Genomic DNA, 17375 nt, shown 5'->3' with positions numbered 1-17375 from the left:
ATCGTACCCACCAAGGCCACCCGTAGGGAAACTTTATGTGTGGTTCTACTTACAAGATGGCAGTCGTTTTGAAGGCGAATTTCTTTCAGGTTCAGGTTTGATAGTCAAGCCGGAAGACCCTGTACGCGATGGATATGTTTTTGGTGGTTGGTATAAAGAAGCTGCGTGCATCAATGCATGGAATTTTGAAAGTGATGTCTATCATATTTGGCTTGCCAATACGTTATACGCCAAGTGGACAGAGTTAGATCCGGACCCACCAATATTCGCAGGGGGATATAATGTGTGGTTCGACTTACAAGATGGCAGTTATTTTGAAGGCGAATTTCTTTCAGGTCGCCTGATTGCCAAACCGGAAGACCCTGTACGCGATGGATATGTTTTTGGTGGTTGGTATAAAGAAGCTGAGTGCATCAATGAATGGAATTTTGAAAGTGATGTCTTTGTAATCAAAGATCATCGGTTTGCGATTAGGTTATACGCCAAGTGGACAGAGTTAGATCCGGAAACACCGGAAGTTCTCGAAACGGATGAAGAAGACACGCATGAAGAACCGGAATGGATACCGGAACCACCAGAGCCATACGAAGGGGGATATCATGTGTGGTTCGACTTACAAGATGGCAGTTATTTTGAAGGCGAATTTCTTTCAGGTCGCCTGATTGCCAAGCCGGAAGACCCTGTGAGCGATGGATATGTTTTTGGTGGTTGGTATAAAGAAGCTGAGTGCATCAATGAATGGAATTTTGAAAGTGATGTCTTTGTAATCAAAGATCATCGGTTTGCGATTAGGTTATACGCCAAGTGGACAGAGTTAGATCCGGAAACACCGGAAGTTCCTGATGCGCCAACATCGGAAGTACCGGAAACAGCAACACCTGAAGTTCCTGATGCACCGGAAGTACCGGAAGTACCGGAAGTACCGGAAGTTCCAGAAGCTCCTGATGCACCGGAAGTGCCGGAAGTGCCGGAAGTACCGGAAGTTCCTGATACACCTGAAGTTCCCGAAGTTCCTGATGCGCCAACACCCGAAGTTCCGGCCATTGTTGAAGACAACAGCGTTATCATCACAGAAAGCGAACCGGCCGGGAGCAATCATACCGGAAGCATCAACTTTAGCATACCGGCGTCCTTTTCTAACATCAATTTTGCAGGCTCTTTCCATGCTGAATTGCCCGCCGGATTAAGTTTGGATGTGGCACGAACAGCATTGGATGCCGACCTTGTTGCGGATTATAACTTAAATATATCCTCTCTGGCAGGCGGAAAATGGTTGTTTGAAATCACGCCAAAGGCAGGATTGAAAAGTGCACGATTAAGAAATTTCGTGGCACAGACAGGCTCACGCAATATTGTGAATATCATTTACACCATTGCAGAAGACTTTGCGGAGGGCTCTTATAATGTGGTAATTTCCAACCTGAAATTGGATTTTGCTGATGAAAAAACAATTGCGAAAAAAAGCGTTATCGTGCCGGTGAAAGTTGCGTATGAATATATATCACCAACCACACCGCTTATAGAAACTTTTGAAACCGGCAACGGCACCACTCTCGCCGGTTGGACGTTTGCAAACGGCAATCAGACCAACAAATGGCATGTAGGCTCTGCAACCAACAAAGGAGGCAGCAAAGCCGCTTACATTTCCAACAATGGCAACAGCAACGACTACACTATAAATAGCTATAGCATGGTACACCTCTATCGCGACATCACGTTCCCCGCTTCAACCAACGAATATACGCTTAGTTTTGATTGGAAAGGTGTTGGAGAAAAGGATATTGATTATTTGGCTGTCTATTTAGTGGAAACTTCTACCAAACCGGCGACCGGTGCGCAACTGAGTGAAGTTCCGCTGGGAACCTACAATCTGTCCGGTTCATGGCAAAAAGCGGTCATTGCTCTACCAACACTGCCGGAGGGTGCCACAAAGCGCCTGGTATTCACTTGGAGAAACAACGGCATGGTCGGGACACAGACTCCTGCTGCGATAGACAATGTGGTCATTTCCACGCTTGCAACCTATTCAACCGCCGGCGGCGATGCCACCGGCATCGTAGAAACATTGCCGGCAACGTCTTTACAGCCATATCCCAACCCCACGTCTGATGTTGTTTATATCAACAATGTTGATGGCGCGGAAGTGAGGGTATATAACCTCGTTGGTATGTTGCTGCACCGCACGACCGGTAGCCGCATAGATTTGTCAAACGAGCCCAATGGTGTTTACATCTTGCGAGTGGGCGGACAAACCTTGAAAGTGGTGAAAAAATAATCTGATTAGAAGATGATGATAAGAAATGATACATATCAGATAAATGCTCCGGCTGCTAAAGCAGGTATGAGAAAGTTATTTATTCTTATCATTGCCGCCTTGTGCAGCACAAATATTGCCTCTTCCGCTTCGCTAAGTAGCCTTTCTGTGGCCGGGTATAGTCTTTCGCCGGCTTTCGGTACGGACATAACCAACTATTCACTCACCATAGATGAAAAAGATAGCGTTCATATTGCAGCCGAGGCTGCATTGCTTAATGATACGGTTGCGGTGAGCGATACCGGAACATTCATTTTGAATTATGGCATAAATACATTTCTCATCCATGTTACAGACGACAGTGGAGGAGAAGCAACCTACACGATAACTATACAACGGGGAGTTTATACAGTAACATTTGCCGACACGGGTTTGAGCAACATAGCCACGCAAACCATAATTCACGGTACAGCAGCCACTGCACCGAGCCCGCCCGGTCGCGATGGCTACACTTTTGAAGGTTGGTACGACGGCGAAGCAGAATATGACTTCGACACTCCTGTAACCGCCGACCTCACACTCACGGCAAAATGGAAACAAACGCCGGTCATCACTTTTAATGCACTGCCAGTCAAGGTTTATGGCGATGCCGATTTTATATTGACCGCCACAAGTAGTCCATCGCCTGAGCCGATAGTCTTTACCAGCAGCAACGAAGCTGTAGCAACCATTTCTTCAGGCGATATGATAACTTTCACTGGTGCTATGGTAACTATCACGGGTGTAGGGCAAACGCACATTACGGCTACGCAGGCAGGTAATGCAGATTACAATGCCGCCACACCGGTAACGCACACATTGACCGTCAATCCAGGCGAGCAGACCATTACTTGGAGCGCCATCCCATCACCAACTTACGGCGATGCCGATTTTTCTTTGCCGGACACGACCAACAGAGGATTGGTGATTGTTTATACTTCCGACAACCCATCTGTGGCTACCGTTACGGATAATCAAGTGCACATAGTCGGCGGGGGAACGGCTCAAATTACGGCTACGCAGGCAGGTAACACCAATTACAATGCCGCCGACTCGGTAACGCACACATTGACTGTCAATAAAGCCGCTCAGATCATCGTCTGGGACTCCATCCCATCAAAAACTTACGGCGCTGCCGATTTTTCTTTGCCGGACACGACCGACATGGGCTTGACGATTGTTTACGCTTCGGGCAACCCATCTGTGGCTACCGTTACGGATAATCAAGTGCACATAGTCGGCGGGGGAACGGCTCAAATTACGGCTACGCAGGCAGGTAACACCAATTACGCAGCCGCCACACCGATAACGCACACATTGACGGTCAATCCAGCCACTCAGACCATTAATTGGGGCACCATCCCAACACAAACCTACGGCGATGCCGCTTTTGATTTGCCGCAAAAAACAGATAAAAATTTGAATATCAGTTATGAAAGTTCGAATTTGGATGTAGCCACCACTTCAGGCAACACGGTAATTATCACGGGTGCAGGGCAAGCGGAAATTACTGCCAATCAGGCAGGTGATGCGAATTACAGTGCCGCTACACCGGAAACGCGCACATTGATTGTCAATCAAGCCACTCAGACCATTACTTGGATCGATATTCCAACACAAACCTACGGCGATGCCGCTTTTGATTTGCCGCAAAAAACAGATAAAAATTTGAATATCAGTTATGCAAGTTCGAATTTGAATGTAGCCACCATTTCAGGCAACACGGTAACTATCACGGGTGCAGGGCAAACGCAAATTACGGCTACGCAGGCAGGTAACACGAATTACAATGCCGCTACGTCGGTAACGGACACATTGACCGTCAATCAAGCCACTCAGACCATTACTTGGATCGATATCCCAACAAAAACCTACGGCGATACCGCTTTTTCTTTGCCATCAACAACAGATAAAAATTTGTCTATCAGTTATATAAGTTCGAATACGAATGTAGCAACCATTTCAGGCAACATGGTAACTATCACGGGTGCCGGGCACACGGAAATTACGGCTACGCAGGCAGGTGATGCGAATTACACTGCCGCCGCGTCGGTAGCGCACACATTGACTGTCGCTAAAGCCGCTCAGACCATCGTCTGGGTCACCATCCCATCACCAACCTACGGCGATGCTGCTTTTGATTTGCCGCTCAAAACAGATAAAAATTGGACTATCAGTTATGCAAGTTCGGATGCGAATGTAGCCACCATTTCAGGCAACACGGTAACTATCAAGGGTGCCGGGCAAACGCAAATCACGGCTACGCAGGCAGGTGACACGAATTACAATGCCGCTACGTCGGTAACGCACACATTGACCGTCAATAAAGCCGATCAGAACATCGTTTGGGACTCCATCCCATCAAAAACCTACGGCGATGTTGATTTTGATTTGCCGGACACGACCGACATGGGCTTGACGATTGTTTACGCTTCGGGCAACACAGCTGTGGCTACCGTCACGGATAATCATGTGCACATAGTTGGCGCGGGCACGGCTCAAATTACGGCTACGCAGTCAGGTAACACCAATTACAATGCCGCTACATCGGTAACGCACACATTGACCGTCCATAAAGCCGATCAGACCATCGGCTGGGACTCCATCCCATCAAAAACCTACGGCGATGCCGATTTTGATTTGCCGGACACGACCAGCAGGGGATTGACGATTGTTTATACTTCCGGTAACCTATCTGTGGCTACCGTTACGGATAATCATGTGCACATAGTCGGCGCGGGCACGGCTCAAATTACGGCAACGCAGGCAGGTAACACCAATTACAATGCCGCCACATCGGTAACGCACACATTGACTGTCAATAAAGCCGATCAGACCATCGGCTGGGACTCCATCCCATCAAAAACCTACGGCGATGTTGATTTTGATTTGCCGGACACGACCGACATGGGCTTGACGATTGTTTATACTTCCAAGAATCATTCTGTGGCTACCGTTACGGGTAATTATGTGCACATAGTCGGCGCGGGCACGGCTCAAATTACGGCAACGCAGCCAGGTAATGCAAATTACAATGCCGCCGACTCGGTAACGCACACATTGACCGTCAATAAAGCCGATCAGACCATCGTCTGGGACTCCATCCCATCAAAAACTTACGGCGATGTTGATTTTGATTTGCCGGACACGACCGACATGGGATGGACGATTGTTTACGCTTCGGGCAACCCATCTGTGGCTACCGTTACGGATAATCATGTGCACATACTTGGCGCGGGCACGGCTCAAATTACGGCTACGCAGGCAGGTAACACCAATTACAATGCCGCCGACTCGGTAACGCACACATTGACTGTCAATAAAGCATATCAGACCATCGGCTGGGACTCCATTCCATCAAAAACTTACGGCGATGCCGATTTTGATTTGCCGGACACGACCGACATGGGCTTGACGATTGTTTATGCTTCGGGCAACCCATCTGTGGCTACCGTTGCGGATAATCGAGTGCACATAGTCGGCGGGGGGACGGTGCAAATTACGGCAACGCAGGCAGGTAACACCAATTACAATGCCGCTGCAGCGGTAACGCACACATTGACCGTCAATAAAGCCGATCAGACCATTACTTGGGACTCCATCCCATCAAAAACCTACGGTGATGCCAATTTTTCTTTGCCGGACACGACCAACAGGGGATTGACGATTGTTTATACTTCGGGCAACACATCTGTGGCTACCGTTGCGGATAATCGAGTGCACATAGTCGGCGCGGGCACGGCTCAAATTACGGCAACGCAGGCAGGTAACACCAATTACAATGCCGCTGCAGCGGTAACGCACACATTGACCGTCAATAAAGCCGATCAGACCATTACTTGGGACTCCATCCCATCAAAAACTTACGGCGATGCCAATTTTTCTTTGCAGCCATCAAGAACAGATAAAAATTTGACTATCAGTTATGAAAGTTTGAATACGAGTGTAGCAACCATTTCAGGCAACAGGGTAACTATCACGGGTGCAGGGCAAACGTATATTATTGCCACTCAGGCAGGTAACACCAATTACAATGCCGCCGACTCGGTAACGCACACCTTGACCGTCAATAAAGCCAATCAGACCATCGTCTGGAACTCCATCCCATCAAAAACCTACGGCGATGTTGATTTTAGTTTGCCGGACACGACCAACAGTGGATTGACGATTGTTTATGCTTCGGGCAACCCATCTGTGGCTACCGTTACGGGTAATTATATGCACATAGTTGGCGCGGGCACGGCTCAAATTACGGCTACGCAGGCAGGTGATGCCAATTACAATGCCGCCGACTCGGTAACGCACACATTGACCGTTTCTAAAGCTAATCAAACCATTGTTTCGAGCAGCATATCAAAGACTTACGGCGAAGCCGAGTTTGATTTGCCGGACACGACCAACATGGGATTGACGATTGTTTATGCTTCCGACAACACGTCTGTGGCTACCGTTACGGGTAATCGAGTGCATCTCACCGGCGCGGACACGGCTCGAATTACGGCAACGCAGGCAGGTGATTTGAATCACAATCCCGCCTCGGTAACACGTCTTTTGACTGTTAAAAAGAGCGATTCAGCGATTACTTTTGCTGATTTGCCGATGAAAACGTATGGCAATGCGCCGTTTGCATTGGTTGCCACCAGTATAGCACCGGAACCAATTACCTTTATTAGCAGCGATACCAGCATAGTATCAATTTCGGATACTACGGCAACCATACACAAGGCAGGTGTAGTTTCTATCACGGCATCTCAAGCCGGCGGAGCAGCAACGCGCATTCGCGCATTAACCATCGACAAAGCCACAGTAACAATTACCGTTAATGACACCTCAATGTTTTACGGCGATGCTACGCCAACATCATTTACATACCAATATTCCGGCTTCGTGAATGGTGAAACAGAAGCAGTATTGGATTCATTTCCAACATTTGTTTGTAACTACAACGGTGGTAATGTCGGCGACTATGCCATCAAACCGAACCTCAATCAGAGCTATGGTAATTACAAATTCTCTTTTCAGGACGGAACATTGACTGTAAATAAAGCCAATGCAGGAGTCATTGCTTTTTGGAAAAATGATACAACGGTTACCTACGGCCCAAATTTACGTTTAGAATTACCGAGCAGCACTGACAAGGGGCAGTCTATCACCTATACCAGCGACAATGCAGATGTGGCAACTACTCCGGTCGGTTATGTTAACATTCACAAAATCGGTACGGCTCACATCACAGCAACGGTGGCGGATACGGTCAATTACGATGCCGTGACACCGGTCACTCGCACCCTGACTGTGACCAAAAGTGATGCAGGAGTCATTGATTTTTGGGGAAAAGATACAACGGTTACCTACGAAGTTAATAGTTTAAGCTTACCGAGCACAACAGACAAGGGGCGGCCTATCACTTATACCAGCGACAATGCAGATGTGGCAACAACTTCGAGCAATAATGTTTACATTCACAAAGTTGGTACGGTTCACATCACAGCAACGGTAGCGGTTAATGAGAATTACAATGCTGTGACACCGGTCACTCACGCCCTGACAGTGAACAAAAGTGATGCAGGAGTCATTGATTTTTGGAAAAATGATACAGCGGTTATCTACGGCGAAGTTTCGAGTTTAAGCTTACCGAGCAAAACAGACAAGGGGCGGACTATCACTTACACCGGCGACAATCCAAATGTGGCAACCACTTCAAGCAATAATGTTTCCATCCACAAAGCCGGTACGGTTCACATCACGGCAACGGTAGCGGTTAATGCGAATTACACTGCCGTGACTCCGGTCACTCGCACTCTGATTGTGAACAAAATAGATGCAGGAGTCATTGATTTTTGGGGAAAAGATACAACAATTACCTACGGCGAAGTTTCGAGTTTTAACTTACCGAGCACAACAGACAAGGGGCGGCCTATCACCTATACCAGCGACAATCCAAATGTGGCAAGTACTTCAGGCAATTCTGTTCGCATTAACAAAGTCGGTACGGCTCACATCACAGCAACGGTAGCGGATAATGAGAATTACACTGCCGTGGCACCGGTCACTCGCACCCTGACTGTAAACAAAGCCAATGCAGAAGACATTGATTTTTGGAAAAATGATACAACAATTACCTACGGCGAAGTTAGGAATTTAAGCTTACCGCGCACAACAGACAAGGGGCGTTCTATCACTTATACCAGCGACAATCCAAGTGTGGCAAGTACTTCAGGCAATGTTGTCAACATTAACAAAGTCGGTACGGCTCACATCACAGCAACGGTAACGGATAACGAGAATTTCACTGCCGTGGCACCGGTCACTCGCACTGTGACAGTTACCTCCGTAGCGGTAACAGGCGTAACGCTCACCGATACTACCGCCACACTGAGCATAAGCACCACACAGCAATTCACCACACAGCAACTCACCGCCATCGTGACACCCGCCACTGCCACCGACAAAACGGTGACATGGAGCAGTAGCAACACAAGCATTGCCACGGTGAGTGCGAGTGGTGAAGTAACAGCAAAGGCGGCAGGCACAGCCACCATCACGGCGACCACAGCCGATGGAGGCAAACAGGCAACTTGCATGGTGACAGTGACAGTGTCTGCACCACCGGTAATTGCACCGGTAATTGTAACGTACACCGTAGCGTTCAACTCTCGCGGCGGTAGCACGGTAGCCTCACAAACAGTCAATAGCGGCGCAACGGCAAGCAAACCGGCAGACCCGGAGCGCGAAGGCTACACCTTTGCAGGCTGGTTCTACGAGCTGTCGTATAAAAACGAGTGGTTTGAAAATGAACTAATCACCCGCAACATCACGCTGTATGCCCAGTGGACAGAAGACAGCCCCGAAGAGTCGGCACCCGCCACCGCCATAGAAACGGTTACCGTTAAATTGCAACTGTACCCCAACCCAACGACAGACGTGGTGCACATCAAAAACGCCAACGGCGCAGAGGTGAAGGTATATAACCTGAGCGGCGAATGCCTGCAAAGCACCACCGAAAGCCGCATAGATTTGTCAGCATATCCTAGCGGCATTTATCTGCTGAAGATAGGAGGGCAGACTTTGAAAGTGGTGAAGCAGTAGAGACGTGGCGCGCCACGTCTGTACTCTGACAAAAGGATTGGCAGGATTATCAAAAATCCTGCCAATCCTTTAATCTTGCAAATCCTGATTCAGATTTTGCCATATCAAAAAAAAAGACTAATTTTGTGCGCCGAAAAAAGGCATCATACGAAGAAATATAAACAATTAAATACATATTTACAAAAAATGGCAACATTAGATTTGAGCAAGTACGGCATCAACAAGGACATTCCTGTTGTGTATAACCCGTCTTATGAGGAGCTTTTTCAAGCCGAAATCGACCCTGCAAATCAGGGCTTCGAAAAAGGCACAGTAACAACTACCGGCTCGGTGAGCGTGGACACGGGTAAATTTACCGGTCGTTCGCCCAAAGACCGCTTTATCGTGAAGGACAAAACGTCGGAAAACACGATTTGGTGGGACGGTAACATCAACAAACCCACCACGCCGGAGGTTTGGAAAGACTTGAAAGCCAACACTATCAAGCAATTGAACACGGCGAAAAAATTGTACGTGGTGGATGCCTACTGCGGCACCAACGAAGACACGCGCATGAAGGTGCGTTTCATCGTGGAAGTGGCATGGCAGGCGCATTTTGTGACCAATATGTTTATCCGCCCGTCGCACTACGAATTGGCGAACTACGGCGATCCTGATTTCGTGGTCTTCAACGGTTCAAAAACCACCGACCCCGATTGGCAAAAGCACAATTTGAACTCCGAAGTGTATGTGCTGTTCAACCTCACCGAACGCGAACAAATCATCGGCGGCACGTGGTACGGCGGCGAAATGAAAAAAGGGATGTTCTCTATGCAGAACTATTACCTGCCCCTGCGCGGCATCGCCTCTATGCACTGCTCGGCAAATGTGGGCAAAGACGGCGACGTAGCCATCTTCTTCGGCTTGTCGGGAACAGGCAAAACAACCCTCTCGGCTGACCCGAAACGCTATTTGATTGGCGACGACGAGCACGGCTGGGACAACAACGGCGTATTCAACTACGAAGGTGGCTGCTACGCCAAAGTAATTGACCTGAGCAAGGAAAACGAGCCGGACATCTGGCGTGCCATCCGCCGCGATGCCCTTTTGGAAAACGTGACGGTGAAAGCCGACGGCACACCCGACTATTCCAAGGAAGCCTCGAAGACGGAAAACACCCGCGTGTCGTATCCGATTTACCACATCAACAAGATTGTGTTGCCTTCCCGTGCCGGTCACGCGAAGAAAATCATCTACCTGAGTGCGGATGCCTTCGGCGTGTTGCCTCCCGTATCTATTTTGGACGAAAAATCGGCACAATACCACTTCCTGTGCGGCTACACCTCCAAGTTGGCGGGCACCGAACGCGGCATCACTGAGCCTGTTCCATCGTTCTCACCGGCATTCGGCGAAGCGTTCCTGACCTTGCACCCGACCCAATACGCCGGCGTGTTGGCAAAGAAAATGAAGGAACACGGCGCAAAAGCCTATCTGGTGAACACCGGTTGGAACGGCACCGGCAAGCGTATCTCCTTGAAGGACACGCGCGCCATCATCGACGCCATCATCGACGGCTCCATCGAAAAAGCCCCGACCATCAAAGTGCCAATCTTGAATTTGGTTGCTCCAAAAACATTGCCGGGCGTTTCCGACATCCTCGACCCGCGCACCACTTACGGCGCAAACGTGGCAGAATGGGAAACGAAAGCGAAGTCGCTGGGCGCAAAATATATCAAGAACTTTGAACAATACCTGCCGGAAGGCAAGGATTTGATTCCGTCAGGTCCGCAGTTGTAATCAGGGGATTGCGGGTCAAGCCCGCAATGACAATATGTTAGGGGCGCGGTTTATCGCGCCCCTTTTCATTCATTTTTTAATGAATACCGGATATATTACCTATTTTCCCTCTGTGTTTATCCCGTAGGGATTATAGCTCGGTAGAAATGGAATACCCTCCCCATTCCTGCATCCCGTAGGGATGCAACCGATTGCGGATGATGTTGCATCCCTACGGGATGCCGTGTGGCGGTGAAGGTTCGCATTTCTACCGAGCTATAATCCCTACGGGATTGCAATATAGGTAATATATCCGGTATTCATTTACTTTTTTATTTAACTTCCTCAAAATCAAGGAAAAAGAAAAAGGAAATTCTCCCGAACTCCCTAGATCAATCTTTATTAACCTTAAATTTAATACTATTATGAAAAAACTACGCGCAAAGGTACGGCATATTTTGATACAAGCCAAATGTTTTTCCATAAAAATGTTTAATTTAGTGTTAAATATCATTATTTTTGTTCAATTTGCTGCATTATTCCAAATAATTCGTCCAAAGTGTTAGCGCGAAGCATCGCTATTCGGGTGGGTTTGAAGTCGGGAATGCCCTTGAAAAGGGGGCTGGCGGCAATATGACGGCGGCTGTGCAAAATGCCGCGCCGTTCGTCCAATCGTTCGACACTTTCGCGGATTTGTCGCTGCAAAATAGACAAATAGTCTGCAAATGTTTGTTTTTCAGGCATTTCGCCGTGTTTCAGGTAGTGCTTCACCTCCCTGAAAATCCATGGAGCGCCGATGCTGCCGCGACCAATCATCACCGCATCCACGCCGTAGCGGTCGAATGCCTGTTTTGCCTTTTGGGGCGAGGTGATGTCGCCGTTGCCGATGATGGGAATTTGCATTCGCGGGTTGTTTTTTACCTCGCCAATCAGAGTCCAGTCGGCTTCTCCGGTGTACATTTGGGCGCGAGTTCGTCCGTGAATAGTGAGAGCTGCGATGCCGCAATCCTGCAATTTTTCTGCTAAATCTACGATGATTTTGTTGTCGTTATCCCACCCCAGACGTGTTTTGACTGTTACCGGAACATTCACCGCCTTGACAACCGCCGCCGTAATCGCCACCAATTTGTCGGGCGTGCGCAACATCCCCGAACCGGCACCCTTGACGGCCACTTTCTTGACCGGACAACCAAAATTCAGGTCGATAACGTCCGGATGCGCCGCCTCGCAAATCTGCGCCGCCTCCACCAGCGGCTCCACCTCCCGACCATAAATTTGCATCGCCACGGGGCGTTCCGCGTTCGACACATCTAACTTGCTCTCTGTCTTGTTGATATGCCTAATCAGCGCATCGCTCGAAATAAATTCTGTGTAAACCATATCCGCCCCAAACTCCTTGCACAGCAGGCGAAAAGCAATGTCCGTCACATCCTCCATCGGTGCCAAAAACACGGGATAATCGTCAAATATCAGGTTTCCTATTGTCATCTGTCTATGTGTTTTTGCTAAATTTCCCCCTCATTCTTCCCTAATCGCATCTATCGCCTTGATTTTCAAAGCACGAACAGTGGGGATGGCTCCTGCAATTAAGCCGCTGATTAGCAAGATGATGGAGGCAACTATGGCTGTCCAGAAGCCTACGCGCGGCTCGGCAATGAACATGTTTTCTGCTTGCTGCACCCAATAGACATCGGCGATGTGCAACGTCAATACCCCTAATGCTAAGCCTAAGATGCCGGCGAGTGCCGTCAGGAGCAGACTTTCCGACATGATTTGTGCTATGATTGTGAGGGGCTTCGCCCCCAGTGCGCGGCGCACGCCAATTTCTTTGGTGCGCTCCTTCACGGTAACCATCATGATGTTGCTCACGCCCACTATGCCGGCTATCAGGGTTCCGGAGCCTACTATCCATATCAGGATGGCGATGCCGATAAACAGGGCATCAAACATGGCGAACTGTTCGCCCATATTGAAGCCCCAGATGGCTTGTTGGTCGGTTGGCGCGATGTCGTGATGCGCTTTGAGCAGCGATTTCATCTGGTCTTCCACAATTTTGACGGGGATGCTGCCCTTTGCTGTGGCTGCCAGCATGTGGATGACATCGCCCTGATTGTTAATCTGTTGCATCGTGGTGAACGGGATGCCGATGGATTCGGACGTGCGCCCGTTGAAACTCATGTCTTCCACGCCTTTCGCCACGCCAATTACTTGATAATAAATGCCATTGACCCGTATATATTTGCCAAGTGGATTGTCTTTTGTTGGGAAAAGTTCCTCATAGACTTTCACGCCGATGACGCATACTTTGCGGTGCTGCTTTATGTCGATGTCGTTGATAAATCGTCCGTGTGTGAGAAATTGGTTCTCGATGTATTCGTAGTTGGAATGCAAACCGCGCACGTTGTGTGTGCCGGCATTATCGCCATAAACCACATTATTGTCGGTGCGCGCACCAAACAGCAGTGGCGACAGCACATCCAATTCGGGGATGGATTTCGTCAGGATGTCTAAATCAGGGTTGCGTATGTTCCACTGCCGCCCCTTCTGGAAGCCTTTGTAAGGCTCGCCGGTGGTGCTGCTGCCCATGATGCAACAGTTGGTGGCGAAGCCTTCGATGCCCTGAAACATCCCCCGCTGCATCCCTTCGCCAAAGCCCATCATCACTATCAACATAAAAATACCCCAAAACACGCCAAAGCCTGTCAGGAAGCTACGCACCTTGTTACGGGTGATTGTAACCCATATCTCTTCAAACCTGTCAATATCAAACATTTTCTATCAGTTACCAGTTATCAGTTACCAGTTACCAGTTACCAGTTACCAGTTACCAGTGACCATTGGACTGGTAACTGGTAACTGATAACTGGTAACTGTTCATTCGTTTCTCATTGCTTCCACGGGTGATACACTCACGGCTTTCCATGCGGGGAAATAGCCTGCCACTAATCCTGAAAATACTAACACCAACATCGCTCCAACGGCAACGGAAACGTCTATCGTGGGGCTTTGAATCGGTGATTCGGGGATGTTTTCCAACACGCCGCTCACTAATTCGCCCAAGCCTACGCCCAAAAACATCCCCAAGTAGCCGAAAACGGAGGTGATAAACACCGATTCCAGCAGGATGCCGCTCAGTATCGCGCGGGGCTTAGCACCCAAGGCTTTGCGAATACCTATCTCGCGGGTGCGCTCTTTGACGGTGATGAGCATGATGTTGCTTACGCCGATGATGCCCGCAATGAGCGTGCCGATGCCGATTATCCAGATGAATGCCGACAAGCCGTTGAAAATGCCAATAAATTGTAAATAGTTTTGCAACTGGTTCCACATGCCGATGGCACGCTTGTCTTTGGGGTCGTAACGATGCACCTTGGCGAGTTGTTCTCTAAACCGCTCCTCGAATTGTTTGTTGGCTTCCTCAGTGTCTAAGCCTTTGATAGTGAACGCAATATCTCCTGGCGACCGTGAGCCTCTGTCGTACAGTGTTTTACCTGTCGTATAGGGGATGTAGGCTTTGGCATTATTGCCCCACGTTTTTTCTTCAAAAACACCTATCACCGTGTAACTTATATAACTTGCTCCCCCTCCGTACTGGAATTTTTTCCCTACGGGGTTTTCATCTTTGAAAAGCACCTCGCGCAGTCGGGCGTTGATGACTGCCACTTTTCGCTTCTCCCTCATATCCAAGTCGTTGAGCCATCGCCCCTGCCCGTCTTTTATCTTGATGCCGTTTATTCTCATGTATTCGGGCGTTACTCCGGTGAAGCCGCACGCTGTACTAAATGTTTCATAACCGGCTGTGAGTCCGACATCCATTATGGGGACTATCTCGTCGGCTTCGGGCACTTTATGCTTGAGTAGAGGAACATCTTTGTCTTCATCCAAGTCGATACGGCGATTTTTAGGCAGCCCTTCATACGGCACCGACATCCAGCGACCCCAATACTGCACACTATTGACAGAGCGCGAACCAAACTGCTTCAACATCCCATTGCGCAGTCCATTGCCGGCAGACAAAAGGATGCAAAACATGAAAATGCCCCACGAGATAGCAAACCCGGTGAGGAACGTCCGCATCTTGTTCTTTTGTATCGTGCTAAATATCTCAATCCAACTTTCCCTGTCAAACATTTTTTTTTAGTTATTAGTTATTAGAGTTTAGAGTTTAGTTTTTTTTCATTGCGGGCTTGAGCTGCAATCCCTTGTTTGTTCTCGACTATTCTTTCGGCTTTTTCATTGCGGGCTTGACCCGCAATCCCCTGTTCGTTCTCGACTATCCGTTCAATTACGCCGTCTTTTAGGTAGATGATTTTGTCGGTGGCATCTGCTACGCTTTGTTCGTGGGTGACTATTATCATTGTCATGCCTGTTCGGTTTACTTCGCGTAGTAATTGTATTACTTCTTCGGAAGTTTTGCTGTCTAATGCTCCTGTGGGCTCGTCGGCGAGGATTACTCTTGGCTTGGCTATTAGGGCGCGGGCTATGGCTATGCGTTGTTTTTGTCCGCCGGATAGTTCGTTGGGGAGGTGGTGTGCCCACTCTTTTAAGCCTAATTGGTCGAGGTATTCCAGTGCGGTGGCGTTGCGTTGTTTACGGTTCACACCCTGATAGTAGAGCGGCAGTGCCACGTTTTCTACGGCATTTTTGTAGCCGATGAGGTTGAATGACTGGAAGATAAAGCCTATCATCTTGTTGCGCACCTCAGCAGCCCGCGTTTCGCTCAAGTCTTTCATCAGCTGACCATTGAGATAATATTCCCCTGTGTCGTAGGTGTCCAAAATGCCCAAAATATTGAGCAAAGTGGATTTTCCCGACCCCGACGCACCCATAATCGACACCATCTCGCCACGCTTGATGTCGAGATTTATCCCTTTCAGCACATGGAGCGGTGTGCCGGTGTTGTAAGTCTTGTTTATGTTGTTTAATTTAATCATTTAACAATAAATCGTGCCATAATTTGCTTTTCTTGGGTGCAAAGGTAGTAAATAGTTATGAGTTGGAAGTTATGCAGGCAACCCCTCATCTCATCTTAAAATAATCCTTTTTCAGCCATCTTGCAAACATAGGGTCTTGAATGACAATGCGTTGTGCATTCACATCAATGATTTCTTTCGACAGCAGTGCTTCTCTGATTTTAATAACATTGCCGGAAGTCCCCAATTTGTATTTTTCCAAAACTTCTTGCGAACTTAAAGCCGTTTCGCCGGACACAACCGCCTTTAGAAAATCAATTTGCTTGTTGCCAAGTGATTCTATCAAGCCCACAAAAAGCAAACTCAACTGATTGATAATGCCTTCATAAGCATCCATAATGATGCTTTCATCGCAATGTTTGTCTGTTCGCAGCCATGCCTGCTGGGCTAACTGCTGCACGTAATAGGAGTGATTTTCAACTAATTGGGCTAACATTCGGGCATCATGTTTCGTGATTTTTTTCCCTGTATCCAGAAATCGTTTTTGTACGAAATTTGCCCAAACAGGATTGCTTATTTTTTCCAAAAACATAATATCCCCAAATTTGTAAAACGGCATCGAAGGGTTTGAAAAAATATCTAACAACATGTGCCGTTTGCTTCCATAAAGGCAATAGCTAACATGTTGATGCTTTTGCCAATGCGAACGTAATTTGCGTTGAAAAGCCAGTGGATTTTCAAATTCGTTAATGCTTTGAAATTCGTCAATACAAACAACGATACGCACTTTTTTTGCTTTAGCAATGGTTTCTGCTAGGTCTAAAATGACATCCACATTTTTATCCAACTCTGCCCAATTGATGCCAAATGAAATTTCTGACACAGAATCCGGAGAAAATGATATTTTGGGCAGTAAATGAGAAAGAAACTGTTTGGCATTTTCGGCTAATTCTTCCCATTTGTTGGAGGTAGATTGCAAAACGGCTTGCGCTAAGGATAAATAAAAATCCATTTCACTTTTTACATTGAAAATATCTAACTCACAGACTTTTATGTTTTTATTTTCTGCCATTATCGCTTGTGCCACACTGTTTACCAATGAGGTTTTTCCCCACCGTCTGGGTGAGATAATGATGGTGTTGATAAGCGACTCAAAATTTTGACGCAAGCGTTTACGCTCTGCCTCTCTGCCGGTAAAGTTCATTGTATCAGCAATTTTGCCAAAAACAAAAGGTGCATTTTCTTTCATAAGAATAATTTTCTGCAAAGGTAAGTGTTTTTTTTCAACTTACCAAATAGTAAGTTACTATTTGGTAACTTACCTT

7 protein-coding genes and 1 pseudogene are annotated in these 17375 nt (G+C 47.8%); 3 read left to right on the top strand and 5 right to left on the bottom strand.

Annotation, left to right across the window (positions count from 1 at the left end):
• From ASC50_RS06565 to pckA, 3 genes are all read left to right on the top strand, one after another.
• A partial coding sequence (locus tag ASC50_RS06565) for an InlB B-repeat-containing protein (RefSeq protein ID WP_158648406.1) occupies positions 1-2275 on the top strand: 2275 nt, incomplete at its 5' end.
• 12 nt (positions 2276-2287) lie between these two features.
• The gene (locus ASC50_RS04125) at positions 2288-9382 is read left to right on the top strand and encodes an Ig-like domain-containing protein (protein WP_082592087.1); all 7095 of its coding nucleotides are present in this window, start codon (positions 2288-2290) and stop codon (positions 9380-9382) included.
• Between the two features lie 186 nt (positions 9383-9568).
• The gene (gene pckA, locus ASC50_RS04120) at positions 9569-11158 is read left to right on the top strand and encodes a phosphoenolpyruvate carboxykinase (ATP) (RefSeq protein WP_055431358.1); all 1590 of its coding nucleotides are present in this window, start codon (positions 9569-9571) and stop codon (positions 11156-11158) included.
• Between the two features lie 492 nt (positions 11159-11650).
• On the opposite strand, the gene dusB is transcribed toward pckA, so the two are convergent.
• The 5 genes and pseudogenes from dusB to ASC50_RS04090 form a co-directional block, all read right to left on the bottom strand.
• Positions 11651-12625, bottom strand: coding sequence for a tRNA dihydrouridine synthase DusB (dusB, locus tag ASC50_RS04110; protein ID WP_055431359.1), 975 nt, complete (start codon positions 12623-12625; stop codon positions 11651-11653).
• A 30-nt stretch (positions 12626-12655) separates the two neighbouring features.
• Complete coding sequence (locus ASC50_RS04105; protein ID WP_055431360.1) at positions 12656-13909, bottom strand: ABC transporter permease; 1254 nt, start codon at positions 13907-13909, stop codon at positions 12656-12658.
• Positions 13910-14011: 102 nt separating this feature from the next.
• Complete coding sequence (locus ASC50_RS04100; RefSeq protein ID WP_082592086.1) at positions 14012-15268, bottom strand: ABC transporter permease; 1257 nt, start codon at positions 15266-15268, stop codon at positions 14012-14014.
• Between the two features lie 131 nt (positions 15269-15399).
• Positions 15400-16071, bottom strand: a pseudogene (locus tag ASC50_RS04095) (ABC transporter ATP-binding protein); the annotation flags it as partial.
• Positions 16072-16156: 85 nt separating this feature from the next.
• Complete coding sequence (locus ASC50_RS04090; protein ID WP_055431362.1) at positions 16157-17299, bottom strand: AAA family ATPase; 1143 nt, start codon at positions 17297-17299, stop codon at positions 16157-16159.
• Positions 17300-17375: the final 76 nt, after the last annotated feature.

The sequence above is a fragment of the Candidatus Symbiothrix dinenymphae genome (genome assembly GCF_001431085.1).
The sequence above is the reverse complement of the archived record's forward strand: the minus strand, read 5'-3'. Positions and strand labels throughout refer to the sequence as shown.

Bases quoted from the DNA above. Each gene is read 5' to 3' on its own strand.
- ASC50_RS04105 (WP_055431360.1), bottom strand. From the start codon at position 13,909: ATGTTTGATATTGACAGGTTTGAAGAGATATGGGTTACAATCACCCGT.
- dusB (WP_055431359.1), bottom strand. From the start codon at position 12,625: ATGACAATAGGAAACCTGATATTTGACGATTATCCCGTGTTTTTGGCA.
- ASC50_RS04090 (WP_055431362.1), bottom strand. From the start codon at position 17,299: ATGAAAGAAAATGCACCTTTTGTTTTTGGCAAAATTGCTGATACAATG.
- ASC50_RS04100 (WP_082592086.1), bottom strand. From the start codon at position 15,268: ATGTTTGACAGGGAAAGTTGGATTGAGATATTTAGCACGATACAAAAG.
- pckA (WP_055431358.1), top strand. From the start codon at position 9,569: ATGGCAACATTAGATTTGAGCAAGTACGGCATCAACAAGGACATTCCT.
- ASC50_RS04125 (WP_082592087.1), top strand. From the start codon at position 2,288: ATGATGATAAGAAATGATACATATCAGATAAATGCTCCGGCTGCTAAA.